At 45.9% G+C, this 16,091-nt stretch carries 12 protein-coding genes; 4 read left to right on the top strand and 8 right to left on the bottom strand.

What is annotated here, in order from left to right:
- Positions 1–21: 21 nt before the first annotated feature.
- The gene (locus tag K5X84_RS12025; RefSeq protein WP_222235992.1) at positions 22–954 is read right to left on the bottom strand and encodes a hypothetical protein; all 933 of its coding nucleotides are present in this window, start codon (positions 952–954) and stop codon (positions 22–24) included.
- A gap of 59 nt (positions 955–1,013) precedes the next feature.
- Positions 1,014–2,174, bottom strand: coding sequence for a DNA cytosine methyltransferase (locus tag K5X84_RS12020; RefSeq protein WP_222235991.1), 1,161 nt, complete (start codon positions 2,172–2,174; stop codon positions 1,014–1,016).
- 514 nt (positions 2,175–2,688) lie between these two features.
- Between K5X84_RS12020 and K5X84_RS12015 the strand changes: the two genes are divergently transcribed.
- Positions 2,689–3,747 carry an alpha/beta hydrolase gene (locus K5X84_RS12015; RefSeq protein WP_244994794.1) on the top strand — a complete coding sequence of 353 codons (1,059 nt, stop codon included), beginning with the start codon at positions 2,689–2,691 and terminating at the stop codon, positions 3,745–3,747.
- 22 nt (positions 3,748–3,769) lie between these two features.
- Here the strand turns inward: K5X84_RS12015 and K5X84_RS12010 are convergent, their stop codons facing one another.
- A complete protein-coding gene (locus K5X84_RS12010; protein WP_244994793.1) occupies positions 3,770–4,099 on the bottom strand; it encodes a hypothetical protein in 330 nt (109 codons plus the stop codon).
- 260 nt (positions 4,100–4,359) lie between these two features.
- Complete coding sequence (locus tag K5X84_RS12005; protein WP_222235988.1) at positions 4,360–5,526, bottom strand: methyl-accepting chemotaxis protein; 1,167 nt, start codon at positions 5,524–5,526, stop codon at positions 4,360–4,362.
- Between the two features lie 96 nt (positions 5,527–5,622).
- Here K5X84_RS12005 and K5X84_RS12000 point away from each other — a divergent pair, with 96 nt between their 5' ends.
- Complete coding sequence (locus K5X84_RS12000) at positions 5,623–6,927, top strand: anti-phage deoxyguanosine triphosphatase (RefSeq protein WP_244994792.1); 1,305 nt, start codon at positions 5,623–5,625, stop codon at positions 6,925–6,927.
- 64 nt (positions 6,928–6,991) lie between these two features.
- Here K5X84_RS12000 and K5X84_RS11995 read toward each other — a convergent pair whose 3' ends face one another.
- Entirely contained in the window at positions 6,992–8,929 is a 1,938-nt protein-coding gene (locus tag K5X84_RS11995; protein WP_222235987.1) for a S8 family serine peptidase, read from the bottom strand.
- 336 nt (positions 8,930–9,265) lie between these two features.
- On the opposite strand from K5X84_RS11995, the gene K5X84_RS11990 reads away from it, so the two are divergent.
- A complete protein-coding gene (locus K5X84_RS11990; protein WP_054490416.1) occupies positions 9,266–9,922 on the top strand; it encodes an epoxyqueuosine reductase QueH in 657 nt (218 codons plus the stop codon).
- Between the two features lie 71 nt (positions 9,923–9,993).
- Here the strand turns inward: K5X84_RS11990 and K5X84_RS11985 are convergent, their stop codons facing one another.
- From K5X84_RS11985 to K5X84_RS11975, 3 genes are all read right to left on the bottom strand, one after another.
- Positions 9,994–12,117, bottom strand: coding sequence for a TonB-dependent siderophore receptor (locus tag K5X84_RS11985; RefSeq protein ID WP_222235986.1), 2,124 nt, complete (start codon positions 12,115–12,117; stop codon positions 9,994–9,996).
- A gap of 72 nt (positions 12,118–12,189) precedes the next feature.
- The gene (locus tag K5X84_RS11980; RefSeq protein ID WP_222235985.1) at positions 12,190–12,660 is read right to left on the bottom strand and encodes a hypothetical protein; all 471 of its coding nucleotides are present in this window, start codon (positions 12,658–12,660) and stop codon (positions 12,190–12,192) included.
- Positions 12,660–13,805 carry a PepSY-associated TM helix domain-containing protein gene (locus tag K5X84_RS11975; RefSeq protein ID WP_222235984.1) on the bottom strand — a complete coding sequence of 382 codons (1,146 nt, stop codon included), beginning with the start codon at positions 13,803–13,805 and terminating at the stop codon, positions 12,660–12,662. Before K5X84_RS11975 ends, K5X84_RS11980 begins: the two co-directional genes overlap by 1 nt.
- 112 nt (positions 13,806–13,917) lie before the next feature.
- Between K5X84_RS11975 and K5X84_RS11970 the strand changes: the two genes are divergently transcribed.
- Positions 13,918–16,056, top strand: a complete 2,139-nt coding sequence (locus K5X84_RS11970; RefSeq protein ID WP_222235983.1) for a TonB-dependent siderophore receptor — start codon at positions 13,918–13,920, stop codon at positions 16,054–16,056.
- Positions 16,057–16,091 lie beyond the last annotated feature (35 nt).

Raw genomic sequence — 16,091 nt, 5'->3', positions numbered from 1 at the left:
AACTGATTTTGAAGGTTTCATTTATAACTCAGTGTACTCATCATTAAGTGAGAGAAATCTTCCTTTGAAGATCGATGGCTCAGGGCCGCCTTGATCAGTTAAAGTCCTAACAAAAGTCGAGTAATTCGTGAATAAAATTCTATCTTCGTCGACATTTAGCTGAATAGGCCCTGGGACTTTAGGGGCATTCTCATCTTCTGTTATACAAAGTAGACAAAGTGTCCAATTGTGCTCTCTCAAGTCCCTTAAATTTGCTCTAGAAACCCTAGGATATAAATAATCATAAATTAGCTTACCAACAGCAAAAACAATTTTTCCTCCTGTTTGGTTAACTATGTTCCCTTTTACTAGGAATTGCTCTTGTTGTCTTCTCCAAGCATTTGTTTCTATGCTGTTTGGTTTTTGGATGACTTGTCTAAGCAAGCTGTTGCTTCTTGTAGGAGTTTTTGCCCACTTTTTAACATGGTCAGATATTTTTTTTGTCTCACTGGTCTCACCTCCGCCTTGCATTTCTAAAAGTATTTCGTCTACTTTGGCTCCGGGAGCAGTATTTCTCATTATATAGTCAGCTTTGTAACGACCGCCTGTTTCCATTATAGGTATGGATACTTCCCTGTTGACTACAACTTGGTCTTTCGTAAAGTTGCCTCTATAAATAGTTTGAGCAACTTTCCATAGAATATTTTTTTGGTGATCTTTTAATCCTGCAGGTTGTGATTTTCCATTAACCTTTTTATTTCTCGGTGTTGCACATAACCGGTGTTCGCAAACAATCCATAATGTAGAGTCAGCAGGTTTTCGAACACTACAAACTGGTTGTTGCCCTTTTTTAACTTTAGTACATATGCCGTCCATAAAAGGGCATTCAACAATCGATTTTAATTGAACTGGTTTAATCACGGGTTGATCAATATCCGTTCTTTGACCCAAGTACTCGGCTACACTTAAAGACATAGAAAACCTTGGTTGGAAAAACCAATCAAAATTATCAGTTTAATTAGCTAAGTCAAGAGTTATCCTGGATTTGAAGAATCAACTACTATAATTCTAGAGGCTATCCATTCTACTATCGGGACAGCTACAGCATTACCTATCGCTCTGTATCGACTAGAGTCCAATTTGCTGGAAAGCCCTGAAGTTTCTCGTATTCTGAAGGCATCATTCGTCGAACATACAGCGTCGGCACTACCTCTTGAGTCGAGCGTGTATGTTTCTCCGTCATTTCTATATCCTTTTGCTTGAGGTCCTGCGGTATGCTTTCGACCGATACCTGCGTGTTGGATAGAATAGCAATCTGCTGCTCGAATGCGTGAAGCATCTCGGGGGGTAGCTCTTTTTTTCTCGCCAATGCCCGGTTTATCAGTGATTGTAGTTGCTCCTGGTTCAAAAAGTACTTCCGAGGAGCGGAGGTTTCCAAGACTTGCGACAATATACACACGTCGACGTCTTTGGGGTGTTCCAAAGTATTTTGCGTCCAAGACTCTCCACGAAACGCCATACCCGAGTTCATCCATCCGTTCGAGGAGGAGTCGGAAATCTTCTCCACCGTTGCTATTAAGTAGTCCGGGAACATTTTCAATAATAACCCAGCTAGGTCTTTTTGCTTCAATAAGCTCTGAGTATTTGTAGAATAATCCACTTCTTTCACCTTCTAGCCCCTTTCTTTTACCTTGATTAGCGAGAGATAGATCCTGGCATGGAAACCCTCCACACCATATATTGCTATCGGGAATATCGTCCGCATTGAGTTGTTTTATATCTGCTGCAAGCAGAGTTTTCGGCCAATTTTTTTTAAGGACTTGCTGACAAAATTTATTAATTTCGCATTGAAAAACAACACTCATACCTGCTCGTTCACATCCAAGATCAAACCCTCCAATTCCTGCAAAAAATGAAGCTACACGATAAGGGTTCGTGCTCTTGATTTGGTTAGCAGAGGAATACAAACTTCCTTGCTCCATGATATGCTGAACTATATTCGGAGTTTTGTTAGTTTTCACCCATATAAAAGCATCTAGTGCTCTTCTGGATATTCGATACCCAGAGAAATTGCTGTCTTTTTCTGCCGGTAATTCGTTGAGCCGAATGAATCGTCTAGTACTGTCTATGTCGCTAGCTAATCCATGTTCTTTTAAAATTTCTGTGGCGTGTTTTACATCAAGAAAATTTGTCATCTGTTTACCTAATGAATCAACTTAGACGTTTTGTTCAATATGATGGTAGCAAAGATACTATATAAATATACAGTAAAAATTGATTTTTTTAGTAAGAAATTTCTTTCTTGCTCTTTACGTTTTATTTTAATTATAAAAAACAGTTGGTTATATTTTCCGTCTGATTGCCTTGTCCGTTCTCGTACAACTTTTTAATAGTAAGTGGCCTAATATTTTTCGCGAAAGAATACGCTCGGGCGTTTTACAAACTAAGCCCAAAATCACCTTGAATACAATAGGGATACTATTTTTAAGTAGGCTCGTAGTTATTAGAGTGAAATAACTAAAAGTCTTCAGCAACACGTCTACATTTTCGCCCTCAATTGCCCCCACCCAAGAATAGTTCTAATATACCCCCACTACCCAGTAACTTACTGATCTCATGCCTCTTTCTTATAAAAAACTAACTCAAGCACTCACCTGTCTATTATTTCTTTTTACCATTGCCAGCGTGCACGCATCCGAAATCTTCACAGTGAAGTCTAAGCTCCTTGATGAAGGGATAACGGCGCGTGTTGCGTTGCCGGAAAGCTATGAGCATTCAGACAGTTTTCAGTATCCGGTGCTGCTGGTTATGGACGGTTCAACGCAGTTTGAGCACATAGCGGGTAACGTTAACTTTCTAAGTACGTTTTCTATTGTGCCGGAAATGATTGTTGTCGGGGTCAGTGCGAGGAATCGCTTAAAGCGTTTTACTCACACAAAAATGGAAGCCTACGCTGACCGCTCTGGCGGTGCTGAGCAGTACACCCAGTTTTTGCAAGATGAGTTGATGCCAGCGTTGCAGAAAAAGTACAGAGTGTCGCCTTATACGGTGGTTACTGGGCATTCGCTGTCAGGGCTCTACACCAGTTATCTGGCGACTCACCACTCAGATTTTATCAATGCTGCAATATCGGTGAGCCCAAGCCTTTGGTGGGATGACTTTGCGCTTATCAACGACATAAAAGCGGCAGAGCAAGAGGCAGAAAAGCCGTCGGTACGTTGGTTTGTCAGTATGGCGAATGAGCCTAACGAAATGGCCGAGAGCTATGAGCGTTTATTGAAGGTGCTGGAAGCGAAGCCGGAATCGGCTTTTAACTGGGAAGCAAAGCAGTTTCCCAACGAAACCCATGACAGCACGCCATTAATTGGCAATGTCGAGGGGCTTAAATCCGTTTTTCGAGGGTTTAACGCGGTGCCGAATATTGAAATTAAGTCGCTGGAGCAGTTGCAGGCGTTCTATGCTGATTATGAAAAGACCGTGGGCTACGACTTTCCTATGTCGGTTCAGCAATACAACGTGTATGGCTTAAAGGCCGCTTATGAAGGCCAAGTTGACTGGGGGCAGGCTATTCTAGAGAAAGGCGTTGAGGTATTCGACCAGTCCGAAGTTTTATGGGACAGCCTGGCAACGGTTTATGCAATGAATGACAACAACGAGAGTGCGCTAAAGGCCTCGAATAAAGCTGTGCAACTCGCACGCGAACATCAGTCAAAGTACATCAGTGAAATTGAAGCGCAGAATAGTGATTTGAAGTCACGCAATAAATGATGCAGCCTGCGGCAAGTGATATTCAGACTTGCCGCAAAACGTCCAATACACCCTGGGCTAATGCCTTTTCCTGTGGTGACGCGTCGAAGTGTTCGTTGGCTTTGACGCGATCCTGCCAATGCTTCACAAAGTTTATGGGTTCATCCGGGTCAATTTGCTCAGGTTCTGACATTAAGGTGTTTTGCTGATCGGTTTTAGCCATATGAAAACCCATGCGATTGCGTTGCCGCGCGCTAATTGCGCTGGCCAGGAACAACTGATTTGCCAGCTTACTCATGTCGTTAGAAACGAAATAATGTTCATAAACTGTAATACTGACTTTAACGGCTACTCTTAAGTTGCTTCGGTTCAACTTTGATACTTAATGGAGAAATATAATGCTTTACGATATTGGTGAAAAACCAGGAAGAGGTACTTATCAGTGCACAAGTTGCAAAAAATGGGAGGTCACACTTGATGATGATAGTGATAGGCTCCCCCCTTGCGGAGAATGTGGTTCAGGTCAGAATATTAAATATAAAAAAATTAAGTGACATCATATTTCAATAAGCAATTCATCTTATGTCTCCTCTCCGAATGTTTAGCTATTCAGAGAAGAGACACAATGTCTGACTAGTCGTCTAACTTATCCATTTGCTGAACGATGTCACTACTCAAGTCGTTTAATTCATCAGTATTTTTGGATAGTGTATCGGCTTGTTCGTAGGCGTTGTCGCATAAGTCGCTGAGAACCTGAACGTTCTGACTGACACTTTCCACTGCGTCGTTTTGTTGTTGACTGGCTTCGGTCACCATATCAACTTCAGCATTAATTTCTCTTACTGCTGTCAGAACTGTGTTAAACGAATCAATGGTTGCTGTAGAAATTTCTTGTGCTTCTTTTGAGGCTTCAAGAGCTTGGTCGCTGATTTCTCCGGAAGACGATATAACGTCTCGTAGTTCGTTGGTCATACTGACAATATCGCCTGTGGTTGCCTTGGTTTTTTGAGCTAATGAGCGAACTTCGTCGGCGACAACCGCAAAGCCTCGACCATGTTCTCCGGCCCTGGCAGCTTCAATAGCAGCATTCAGAGCGAGCAAATTGGTTTGTTCTGTCACGCTTTCTATAAGCTCTACAAACGAGGTGATTTTTTCCGCACTTTTTTCCACTTGCTCAAAGCTGTTGTCGAACTTTTCAACTGACGTTACCAGTTTTTGTAATCTCTCCGCTAGGCTATTCATTTGCTGTTCAGAGGTTGTACTGGCCTCAGCAACTGAGTCAGTATTACTATTAATTCGCTCAATTGTTGCTGTCATCTCGTTCATGCTGGTGGAGATTTCTTCGATGGTTGAAGCTAGGCTGCTGGATTGCTCGCTCAGTTTTTCACTGGTAGTGTGAGAGCGGTCGGAGACAGAAGCCGTTCGCTCTGCCAGGTTACTAAGTTTTTCGGTTGTTCCATCAATGTGGCCCAGAATACGGCTAAAACGTTTTAATGCACGGTTTAAGGAACGTGCGATTTGGCCGAACTCATTGTCGCTGCTTAAACTGACTCTTGGGTCGAGATTTCCATTACTGACCTCCGTGGCCATATTTTTCAGTTCTTTCATGGCTAAGTTCAGGAAACGTCGGGAGATGACAAAAAATACCACTGATAATGCGGCGATGATAATGCCCGGTATAATAAGTGCTTGGCGGGCGATATCGGTGAATAAGGAAAGGCAAAGAACAACGACTAACGTGATCAGAAATAAAAGGTTGATTTGGTTTATTCTGGAAACAGATAAATTAGATAACTTCATTTGATCCCTCAAATTATCGTATATAAATGGCGTGATTAAATTTTCGAAAAAACTATATATTTATTTCGATTTTTTAGAAGTTTTATGGGGCAGGATGTGAAAAATACTCGGCAAATGGGGCTGCACCAACGCCGCTCAGGAAAAACTACGACCTTTAATGCCGCTACGCCGGACAGCGATGCTCAGCGTGACAGGGCGCGTATTATTCACTCGTCGGCGTTTCGCCGCTTGCAGGCAAAAACTCAGGTGTTGGGTGTGGGCGAAAGTGACTTTTATCGCACGCGCTTAACGCATTCTATGGAAGTGGCGCAGATTGGTTCGGGCATTTGTGAGAAGTTAAAGCAAAAGTATGCAGAGAACGACTCTATTTCGACGCATATCCCGTCTTACTTTCAAATTGAAGCCATTTGTCTGGCGCACGATATTGGTCACCCGCCGTTCGGGCACGGTGGCGAAGTGGCGCTGAACTACCACATGCACAGCAGCGGTGGTTTTGAAGGTAACGGGCAGACGCTGCGTATTATTTCAAAGCTGGGTGAATATTCCGACCACGACGGGTTGGATTTAACCCGACGCACTTTACTCGGCGTGCTTAAGTATCCGGTGTTGCATAGCGAAGTTAGTACTCGCTCACTGTCTGACGAAGATCACCTAAGTGCTTTTAAACCGCCCAAATCTATTCATGACGACGAACAGGATGTGCTGGACTGGATACTGGAACCGCTGACGCCCAACGACAAAGCGACCTTTCGCTCCACTAAAACGAAAGGTGGCAAAACCAAAGCGCAGTATAAAGCTTTTGATACCTCCATTATGGAACTGGCAGATGATATATCGTACGGCGTGCACGATTTAGAAGACTCACTGGCGCTGAATTTGGTTACAGAAAAGCAGTGGCGCGAAGACGTACTGGCTGTGCTGGACGACAACAGCGTTATTATGCAGAAAGAACGGTTTTACACAGAAGCACTTTTTTCAGGCCAAAGTCGGACACGCAAGCATGCAATTAGTAAGCTTGTCGGGCACTTTGTGGAGGCGATAGAAGTCACAGAACAAAACCAGTTTGAATCGCCCTGGTTAGATCTTCAGGCCCAGTTGCCTGAGCACATTGAACATACTCTGCAAGCGTTGAAGGACTTTGTGTTTAAGCATGTTATTCGCAGCTCTTCGGTGCAGGTTCTGGAGTACAAAGGCCAGATGATGATAATGAAGCTGTTTCAGGTACTGAGCGAAAACCCAGAGCAGTTGCTTCCAAGTTCTACTCTGCAAAAGTATAAAAACGCAGAGAACCCCAAGCGGGTTATTTGCGACTATATTTCGGGAATGACGGACAACTACGCGACCAAGCTTTACGGTAAATTGTTCAGCCCGGACACCGGTTCGGTATTCGATAAGGTTTAATATCGGTCAAATAAAAAGGGCGCCAAAAAGGCGCCCAAAACGTTACATTTTACTCATTAAAGGTTTATTGCCACTCGACTAATAAGTCTACGCCTGAGTAGTTAGTGTAGCCTTTAAGGCTAATGTACCAACGGTCTTCAGCCGGGTTAGCAATATTACAAGTTTCGTTATTACCTGAACGGTAAGGACGGCACTCGTAGTTTGACTCGGTTGGCTGGCTGCCCTGACGAACATAAAGGTCAGCGTCGCCGCTTCCACCAGACATGGTTACGTCAAGTGATGACATGCCTGCAGGAATATCTACGTAGTAGTGAGTCCACTCGCCGCTGTTGCCAGAGAGGTCAGTAGCAGAAACAGAGTCACCTCCGCCGCCGCCAGTGCTAGGTTCTGTGAACGAACCAGTCAGGTTCAGACCAGAGAAGCTAGAGTAAGCATTGACCATGACATAGTAAGTACCGGCTTGTACGTTAGAGATAGAACAAGTTTCGGTATTACCGCTTTGGTATGGACGACAGTCGTAGCTAGACTGAGTTGGCTCTGAACCGAAACGAACGTACAGGTCAGCATCGCCTGAACCGCCGTTAATGTTAAAGCTTAAGTCAGTTGCACCGGCTGGAACATCTAAGGTGTAGTACAGAGAGTCACCTGTTGTAGCGGACAGGTTGCTAACGGTTTGACCGTTCGTCAGTTCGCTGCCTGTTGGTGGCTCTGGATCTCCACCGCCGCCTGAGCTGTCACAGCCATTAGCGTCGATGTAGTCGATAGCGTCTTTGGTTTGTGCTAAACCGTAACCGAATTTAACGTCACGTCCTGCTGCACCTAGGTCCTGCGCTGTGGTGTTAAGAACGCCACGAATTTCTTGTGCGGTACAGGTTGGATGATGTGACCAAACTAGCGCTGCAACACCAGCTACGTGAGGTGACGCCATAGACGTACCGCTCATAGTACCGTAGTTACCTTGCTGGCCAGTGCCTTCTGGGTAAGTGGAAAGAACATCGACACCCGGGCCTGAAATTTCAACTTGGCTGTTTTTCTGCGAGAAAGACGCCAGGTTTTTACTGCTGTCTACTGCCGCAACTGAAACAACGGCGTTGTATGATGCAGGGTAAGACATTGGGTCTGTTTCGCTATAAGCTGAACCGTCGTTACCAGCAGCGGCTATAAGCAGAACGCCCTGGTTATGAAGGTCTTGCATAGCGCTTGCTTCGGTCTGGCTTGATCCGCCACCACCCAAGCTCATGTTAACGACGTCTGCGCCATTATTAGCACAAGTTTCAATCGCTGAAACCAGTGAAGATGAATAACCCCAGCCGCTTGAGTTAAATACTTTTACAATGTGCAGGTTAGGGTTGCTGCCAATAACGCCACGAACGCCCAGGCCGTTATCTAAAGCGGCAATAGTACCAGCAACGTGTGTGCCGTGAGGGCCACCATTATCATGCCAGTTGCCTGTGCCGCTATCGTTAGTACCGTTGATGGTGCCGCCTCGTGTACCCATGTCTTCGTGCGGCAGCTCTAAACCTGAATCGATAACACAAATTTTCTTACCACCGGCAGATGCAGCTGCAACGCTGTCATCAACTAAGTCAGCCTGAACTTGGCCGATGCCGTAAGGTACGTCTTGAGCCATGAAGCGACGTTTTTGGTCAACTTCAACGTATTCAATGTTAGGGTTTTTCTCAAGGCGCTTTTTCTGTTTTTCGGTAAGTTCAGCAGCAACTGCCAGGTTATGGCGCATGCTGAGTTTTATTTTACCGCCGGCCTTTTTGACCATGTTGTTTGCGCGAGAGATAGCAAGTTCAGAACGGCCCCGGTTCCCCATTTTCTGTACGGCGTTACCATTATTCTTAAATTTAATAATGTACCGTTGTGGAGCGGCGCTTTCGATTTGCTTCTGGTTGTCAAGTAGTGGCTGAGCTTGAGAATGCTCAGGTGGTTTTGCAAAAGCAGATGAAACCGACACTGCCAAAGCAGACAGTGTAAGAACACTTAGTTTATTCATAACGTAATATTCTCTTTTTGTTTTTATGTGGACTTCAAGGAGTCCTTCAAAGAAGGCAGCAGAGGATACGTCGTTTGGCTGCACGAAAATGACGTCGTTTGACATCATTTGTTGCATTTAATAACAAAAAATAAACGATTTAAAGGGTGAGAATGTAAAGATTGTTTAAAGATTTTACAAAATTTCAACATATGTAGCGCTATAACCTAGGCCTGATATGGCCATTGAGGTATTTGCAGGTTTCAGGATTTTTCGTTCGATAAACGGGTGAAGACGTGATCACCCCCGCCTGTTTGAGTTATAATTCGCACAAATTTCAGCCGCGAAGAGAGAGTTATGGCTAGAAACAAGAAAGAATCCATTGTTTTAGAAACGCCTACGGGCTCTGACCACGTGCTGCTGCACTCTTGCTGCGCACCTTGTTCAGGTGAAGTAATGGAGCGTATGGCTGAAGCAGGCATTAAGTTTACGATTTTCTTCTATAACCCAAATATTCACCCTGAAAAGGAGTATTTGCTGCGTAAAGAGGAAAATATTCGCTTTGCAGAAAAGCTTGGTGTGGACTTTATTGACTGTGACTACGACACCAAAAACTGGTTTGAGCGGGTGAAAGGCCTGGAGTGGGAACCTGAGCGTGGTGAGCGTTGCAGAGTCTGCTTTGATATGCGTTTTGAGCGTACCGCGTTGTATGCGCATGAAAACGGCTTTGACACCATTACCAGCTGCTTAGGTATTTCACGCTGGAAGAATATGGAACAGATTAATGATTGCGGTCAGCGTGCGGTTGCGCGTTATCCCGGTCTGCATTACTGGACCTTTAACTGGCGTAAAAAAGGCGGCTCCGCTCGTATGGTAGAAATTGCCAAGCGCGAGCGTTTTTATCAGCAGGAATATTGCGGCTGCGTTTACTCATTGCGCGACACCAACCGCTGGCGCCTGCAAAATGGCCGCGACCGTATTCAAATTGGTGTTGAGTACTACACTCCTGAATAAACTCCCCCATAAAAAAGCCCCGAACGCTGGGAAGAAAGGCGTCCGGGGCTGCACGTGAAACTTACTAAGTCTTAAAAGTTATAACGGAAGTTAGCCATAATCGTGCGTTGCTGGCCATAGAAACAGTCGCCGCGTGCACCACATGAGGTAATCACTGTTCTGTCTGTCAGGTTGTCAACATCCAGGCTCAAGCTGTAGTTATCCCAGTCGTAACCAATCATGGCGTCGAACACCGTGTAACTTGGCGTTTCTAAGTACAGTGGGTTGCCGTTATATACCACGTTACCGTCAGAGGTGTTCCCTACATAGCGAACGCCGGCACCAACTTTAAAGCCATTCCAGTTGTCCGGACGGTAAGTTCCCCAAACAGAAGCTTGATGATCAGGAGTGGCTGACAGTGGCTTGCCGACTTTAGATGGGATGTTGCTCTTGCTAACAGCCGCATCGGTGTAGGCATAGCTGGCGTAAACGTCCAGAGAGTCCCAGGCAAGTTGCGCTTCAAACTCGACACCTTCAATCTCTACTTCGCCTATTTGCACCTGGCCGTCCGGGTTTGGTGCATCAGCATCGTTCACCGGAGTTGCCCGGTTCTCTTCGGTAATTTTATAAGCGGCAATGGTTAACAGGTGCTCTGTACCCTGAGGCTGGTACTTAATACCGGCTTCCCACTGTTTACCTTCTAATGGTACATAGGGATTTTCGTACGCATCCCGGCCAATAAGTGGAGAGAAAGACTCGCTGTAACTAAGGTATGGAGACAAGCCTCCGTTCATAAGGTACATGAAGCCCAGGCGACCGGTTGTCGCATACTGATCGGTAGCGCTTTCGTCTTCAGGATTATTTGTTGCACGGTCGCGACGTAAAGCGGCTGAAATTAACCATTTGTTGTCTATACGCATGTTGTCCTGCATATACACACCCGTTTGCTGGCTGGTTAAAGAGGCATAGTCAACAACATCGGATTCGGTCGGCAAGCCTGTTGCCTGGCCGTACACTGGCGCATACAAATCTAACGGGTTCATGGCACCGTAAGCGTAGTCGTTATCGGTGTAAGAGTCTTGAAAGTCCAGGCCGAAGACTAAGTCGTGCTCAACAGCACCAGTAATAACAGAGCCGTGCAACTGCAGGTCGCTGGTCCAGGTTCTTGCATCAGCACGAGACAAGTAAGAAACGCGGTTAACCGTGCGGTTGTCATCGGCGAAAACTGGTGGCCAGCCATACATCGTATTGTAGTCGGCATGACTGTCGTTGTAGCGACTTGCTAAGCGCAGACTCCAGTCCAGGTTTATATCGTGTTCCACAATAGCGGTTAACGCGTCCTGCTCAGTATCGTATTTATCGAAGCTCGGCTCTGACACAAAGGTGGAGCTGTCAATTTGACCAAACTCGTTCGGGAACAGGGTGCCCTGCCACGGAAAAAACTGTGTACTGGAGCCTGATTCGTTACGCTGAATATTGCCGATCAAAGTAATTTTAGTGTCTTCAGAAGCGTGCCAGCTTAAGGAAGGGTTGAGTACCAAGCTGTTGTCGGGCACAAAGTCGGTTTGGGTGTCGCTGTTGCGGTATAAGCCAATGAAGCGCCCGGTTAACGACGCATCATCGTTTAAGGCGCCGGTAATGTCGCCAGCTACTTGCTTGCGCGAATAGTTGCCCAATTGTGCCCAGAACTGCCCTTCGGTCTCTGCCTGAGGGCGCTTGCTGACTAAATTAATAATACCACCGGTAGAGCCTTGTCCGTATAAGACCGAGCTTGGCCCTTTCAGTATTTCAATTTGACCTAACGAGTAGGGGTTAATACGCACGTTGTTGTAGTAGCCGAACAACGACTTAAGGCCATCTAAATACTGTACTGGAGAGACGCCACGAATTTGTGCCCAGTCACCGCGCGTATCAACGCCGTAAGGTCCGTTGTATAAACCCGCTACATAACCAATGGCGTCCTGCACTGTTACAGCACCTAAGTCTTCAATACGGGTTTCGGTCAGAACTGAAACCGATAAAGGTGTTTCAATAATCGGGGTGTCAGATTTCGCGCCGGTCGCGCTAACGTAAGAGATAAGACCGCGCGAACTGACTTTGATGGTTTCCATCATCTCTTCCTGAGTCTTTTCAGGGCTTTCTTCTTGTGCGTGAACGTTGGTGGCGGTTAAGGCGGCCAGGATGCTGGCCGCCAGTAAGGTCTTGTGAATGTTCATTGTTCCCCTCAAAAATTAACTGCTGTCTAAATTGAGGCGGATCGTAAATGAAAATGATTCGTGTTTAAAGTTTTATTTTAACCAATTTTCGGGAAGTTGCCATGAGGCCTTATGCACATTGCCGTCCCAGGTCTGCAATGTCACCCAAACGCGGTGTTCAGGTTGATATTGTTGTGGCGCAATAGCATGCACATGTTGCAGTAACTCACTGCCATGCAAAATGCCGACGTCATCTTTTTGCAAGGCTTCCAGGGCAACCGGTTCTTCGCCGATACTGACGTAGCCCTGGCGTATATTGCTGACTTCACCGTCATTTACATAGGCCGCAAAGTCTTTTACCCAGTCGTCGTGGTGTGCATACGGCGCATCGTTATTTAACGGCTGTATGGCAACTTCAAAAGGTCCGACTGATTTTTCTTCCCAGACATCCGGAAATACAGGTGGCTGCAGCTGCTCATATAAAAAATAAATAGGCAGAATGAGAATTAAGCCGCTGAGTTTGAATTTGTTGCGGTTCCAGAATGTATTTTTGCGACGCGCCATTACTGAGCCCCCTCGCTTTGCAGCTGTTCTTGAGCGGCAGCTCGTTTCTCTTTCGATGCTTTAACAGTACGCGAGCCCCAGATTAAAAATCCGGTAATGGACATGGCTGACAATATAAGGCCAAAAATAAACCAGATGGCTTTGGTCCAGATACCGCCAATAGTGCCGTAGTGCAGGGGATCAATAATATGCTGGATGGTTTGCAGCGTATTCATGTTTTCCGGTGAAACGGCACGGGCTATTTCGCCGTTCCACGGGTTAATATCAAGCCGATAGGAGTACTGATCGTAAAAGATAAAGTCGCCGCCACCCATAATTTTGAACATGTCGCGGTTGTGCTCCGGCATCATAATAAAGCTGGGTCTTATATCCGGGAAACGCTGCTCAGCAATTGTCAGGGCTTGTTCAAAGGAAACCGGTGGTTGCGCTTTTTCACCCATGGGAATGTCAGAGACTTCCACTAACGGTGCATGCCCTTCAATATCGATATCGGCATGCCAAAGTACTTGCTGGGTGAAATACCAGAGACCGGTCAGGCTCATAACAATCAGGAACCAGATAGACCAGGCACCGCCGTGCTTATGTAAGTCAGTTAATAGTGTTTTCTTGCCCTGCTTAGCGCGAACTTTAGGTTGTGTATAGGCACGCCAGAATTTTTTGTAAATAACCAGCCCGGTAACTAACGCACCTATCATGACAAATGACATGGCTGAAACTAAATAGTAGCCAACGCTATAGCCTTCTTGCCAGGGGAATAGCAGCCAGCTATGCAACGAGCGCATAAAGTTAATAAAGGTAATTCCCTGGTTCACTTCCTGAATTTCGCCGGTGTACTGGTTTACGTAAGCAATGCCATTCGGAATATTCTCGGCCGAGAAAATAACCGCATTAATAAGGTAAGGCTCAAAAGTCATTACTGTAGTGACGTTGGCGGTCGGGAACTGGCTTTTAACTGCAGCAACAAGTTCTGAAACAGGTTGAGCAGGCAAGCTGTCTGGGTTGACGGCGCGTGCATTCTCGTTAAATAGCCAGGTGAGCTCGTGACTGAAGACCGCAATGGTGCCAGTAATACAGATAAAGCAGAACAATACCCATATAGGTAATGAGCACCATCCGTGTAATTTAAACCATTGTCGTTGCGTCATTTTGAGCCCCCTGAAAAATTTTCCGAAATGATATTGTAAATACGAACAATTATCAAATACAATGTTGGCTGATAACAATTCGCATTTACAGTCTGTAGTCGGGAGACAATTCATGAAGGCATTCGCCAAAAGCTTTTTAGCGACAGCAGTAACATCGGTGCTGTTAACTTCTACTGCGTTTGCGGTGCAGTCAGAAGGTTCAGACCAAGCTGAACAAAATACCGAGACTAAAGAAAAGATTTTTGAACACATTAAAGTGACCGGAAGCCCGCTTGACCGTGCGACAACGGCAACAGGACTGCCGTTAACTCTGCGCCAGACACCTCAGGCTATTTCAGTTATCGATCGCGATTTTATTGACGGTTTCGCATTAGATACTGTTGCAGATGTTATGCAATTTGCCCCGGGTATTCAGGCGCAGCAGGCTGAAACGGACCGCTTTTTCTTCCGCTCTCGCGGGCGTGACGTAACTAACTTCCAGTTCGACGGTGTACCCATTGCTTATAACAGTTTCTTTAGTGAAGCCTTAGCCGACTCGGTAGTATTTGAGCGAGTGGAAATTGTGCGCGGCGCAACCGGCTTGTTAACGGGTGCCGGGGAACCTTCTGCAGCAATTAACCTGATTCGTAAGCGCCCAAAAACAGAAGATGGCGGCTATGCGAGTGTTGGTATTGGCTCCTGGAGTAATTATCGCTTCGAGGCTGACCATTCTCAGACATTGACCGAAGACGGTAATGTGAAAGCGCGAGTGGCCATGGCCTATGAAGAAGGCGAAAGCTACGTCGACTTATCGGAAAAAGAAAACGCACAAATTTACGCGGTAGTAACGACCGATTTAACGACCCAAACGCGCTTGACGGTAGGTGCAGACTACAGTGAGCGGAACCCCAAAGGCAGCATGTGGGGCGCATTACCGCTGTTTTATGACGACGGCACTCAGGCGGATGATCTACCTGTGAGTACGACAACCGCTTCGCCATGGAACAGATGGGACAGAGAAAGCACTAATGTGTTTGCGCAACTAGAGCATGCGTTTGATAACGGCTGGGATCTTCAAATGGATGTTGAGCGCCGTGAAGGTGAGATGGACGGGTATCTTTTGTACTTTTCTGGCTTCCCGAATAAAGAAACGGGAGAAGGTCTGAGTGCGTCTCCTAATCACTATGTGTCCGACCGGGAGCAAACGTCATTCCGTATTTTAGCTTCGGGCCCTTTTGAGTTATTGGGTCGCGAGCACCAGTTAACGGCAGGTGCTCTCTATGCTGAGCAGGATGTTAATGCTACGTCTTATGGTATTACCGATACTATTGTGGTTCCTAGCTTATTTGACTGGGGGAGTGGAGTACCTCAACCTAACTTCAGCGATACACCAGCATATAGCACGCTAGAGTCTCATACTCAGGAAGGCGTTTATGCTGCCGCACAGTTTAGTTTAACGGACGAATTTACCGCGATAATTGGTAATCGTTTAACCAACTACGATTCATTGTCTGAGTCACCCTGGGCAACAAGTGACTACGAGAACTCAAGCGTCAATACGCCTTATCTCGGCCTTGTTTACGATGTTACTGACATTATTTCCACCTACGCCAGCTACACCGAAATTTTCCAGCCCCAAAATGCATTTAACGCTGACGGCGAGCTGATTGGCCCAGTTGAAGGATCTAACGCAGAAGTTGGTGTTAAAGGTGACTTCTTTAATGAAGCGCTCTCGGCCAGCTTCGCAGTGTATAAAGTGAAAGAAGATAATCTTGCAATTAGTGACCCTGATGCAACTGGGCCTATACCAGGCACTGAAATTGACCCTTCTATTGGAGTTGATGGTGCCGAAAGTGAAGGTTATGAGCTGGAGCTAAACGGTAAACCAACAGATGCGCTGAACATTTTCTTCAGCTATACGCATAATGAGTCGACGGATCGCGACGGTTCGGATTATGCACCGTATTTACCGGAGGATATGGTCAAGGCGAGCGTGCTTTACACTGCTACCGATGCACTGAAGCTCGGTGTAAACGCGAACTGGCAGAGTGAAGTCTCGAACCCAACAGTTATAGGGATGCCGACGTTTTATCAAGAAGGCTATACTGTAGTAAACGCTATGGCTAACTATCAGTTAGGTAAAAACTTGGATCTAAGCCTGAACGTCAACAACCTGTTCGATGAGAAATATTACTCGAGTATCGATTTTTATGACCAGGGTTTCTTTGGCGCTGATCGCAATTTTGAGCTAAGCCTAAAGTACGCTTGGTAGGAATTGGCACGTTTATTTAATGGAGGGCAGTGCAA

Origin of the sequence: Idiomarina abyssalis, assembly GCF_019797805.1 — a bacterium.
Lineage (GTDB): Bacteria > Pseudomonadota > Gammaproteobacteria > Enterobacterales > Alteromonadaceae > Idiomarina > Idiomarina abyssalis.
The sequence above is the reverse complement of the archived record's forward strand: the minus strand, read 5'-3'. Positions and strand labels throughout refer to the sequence as shown.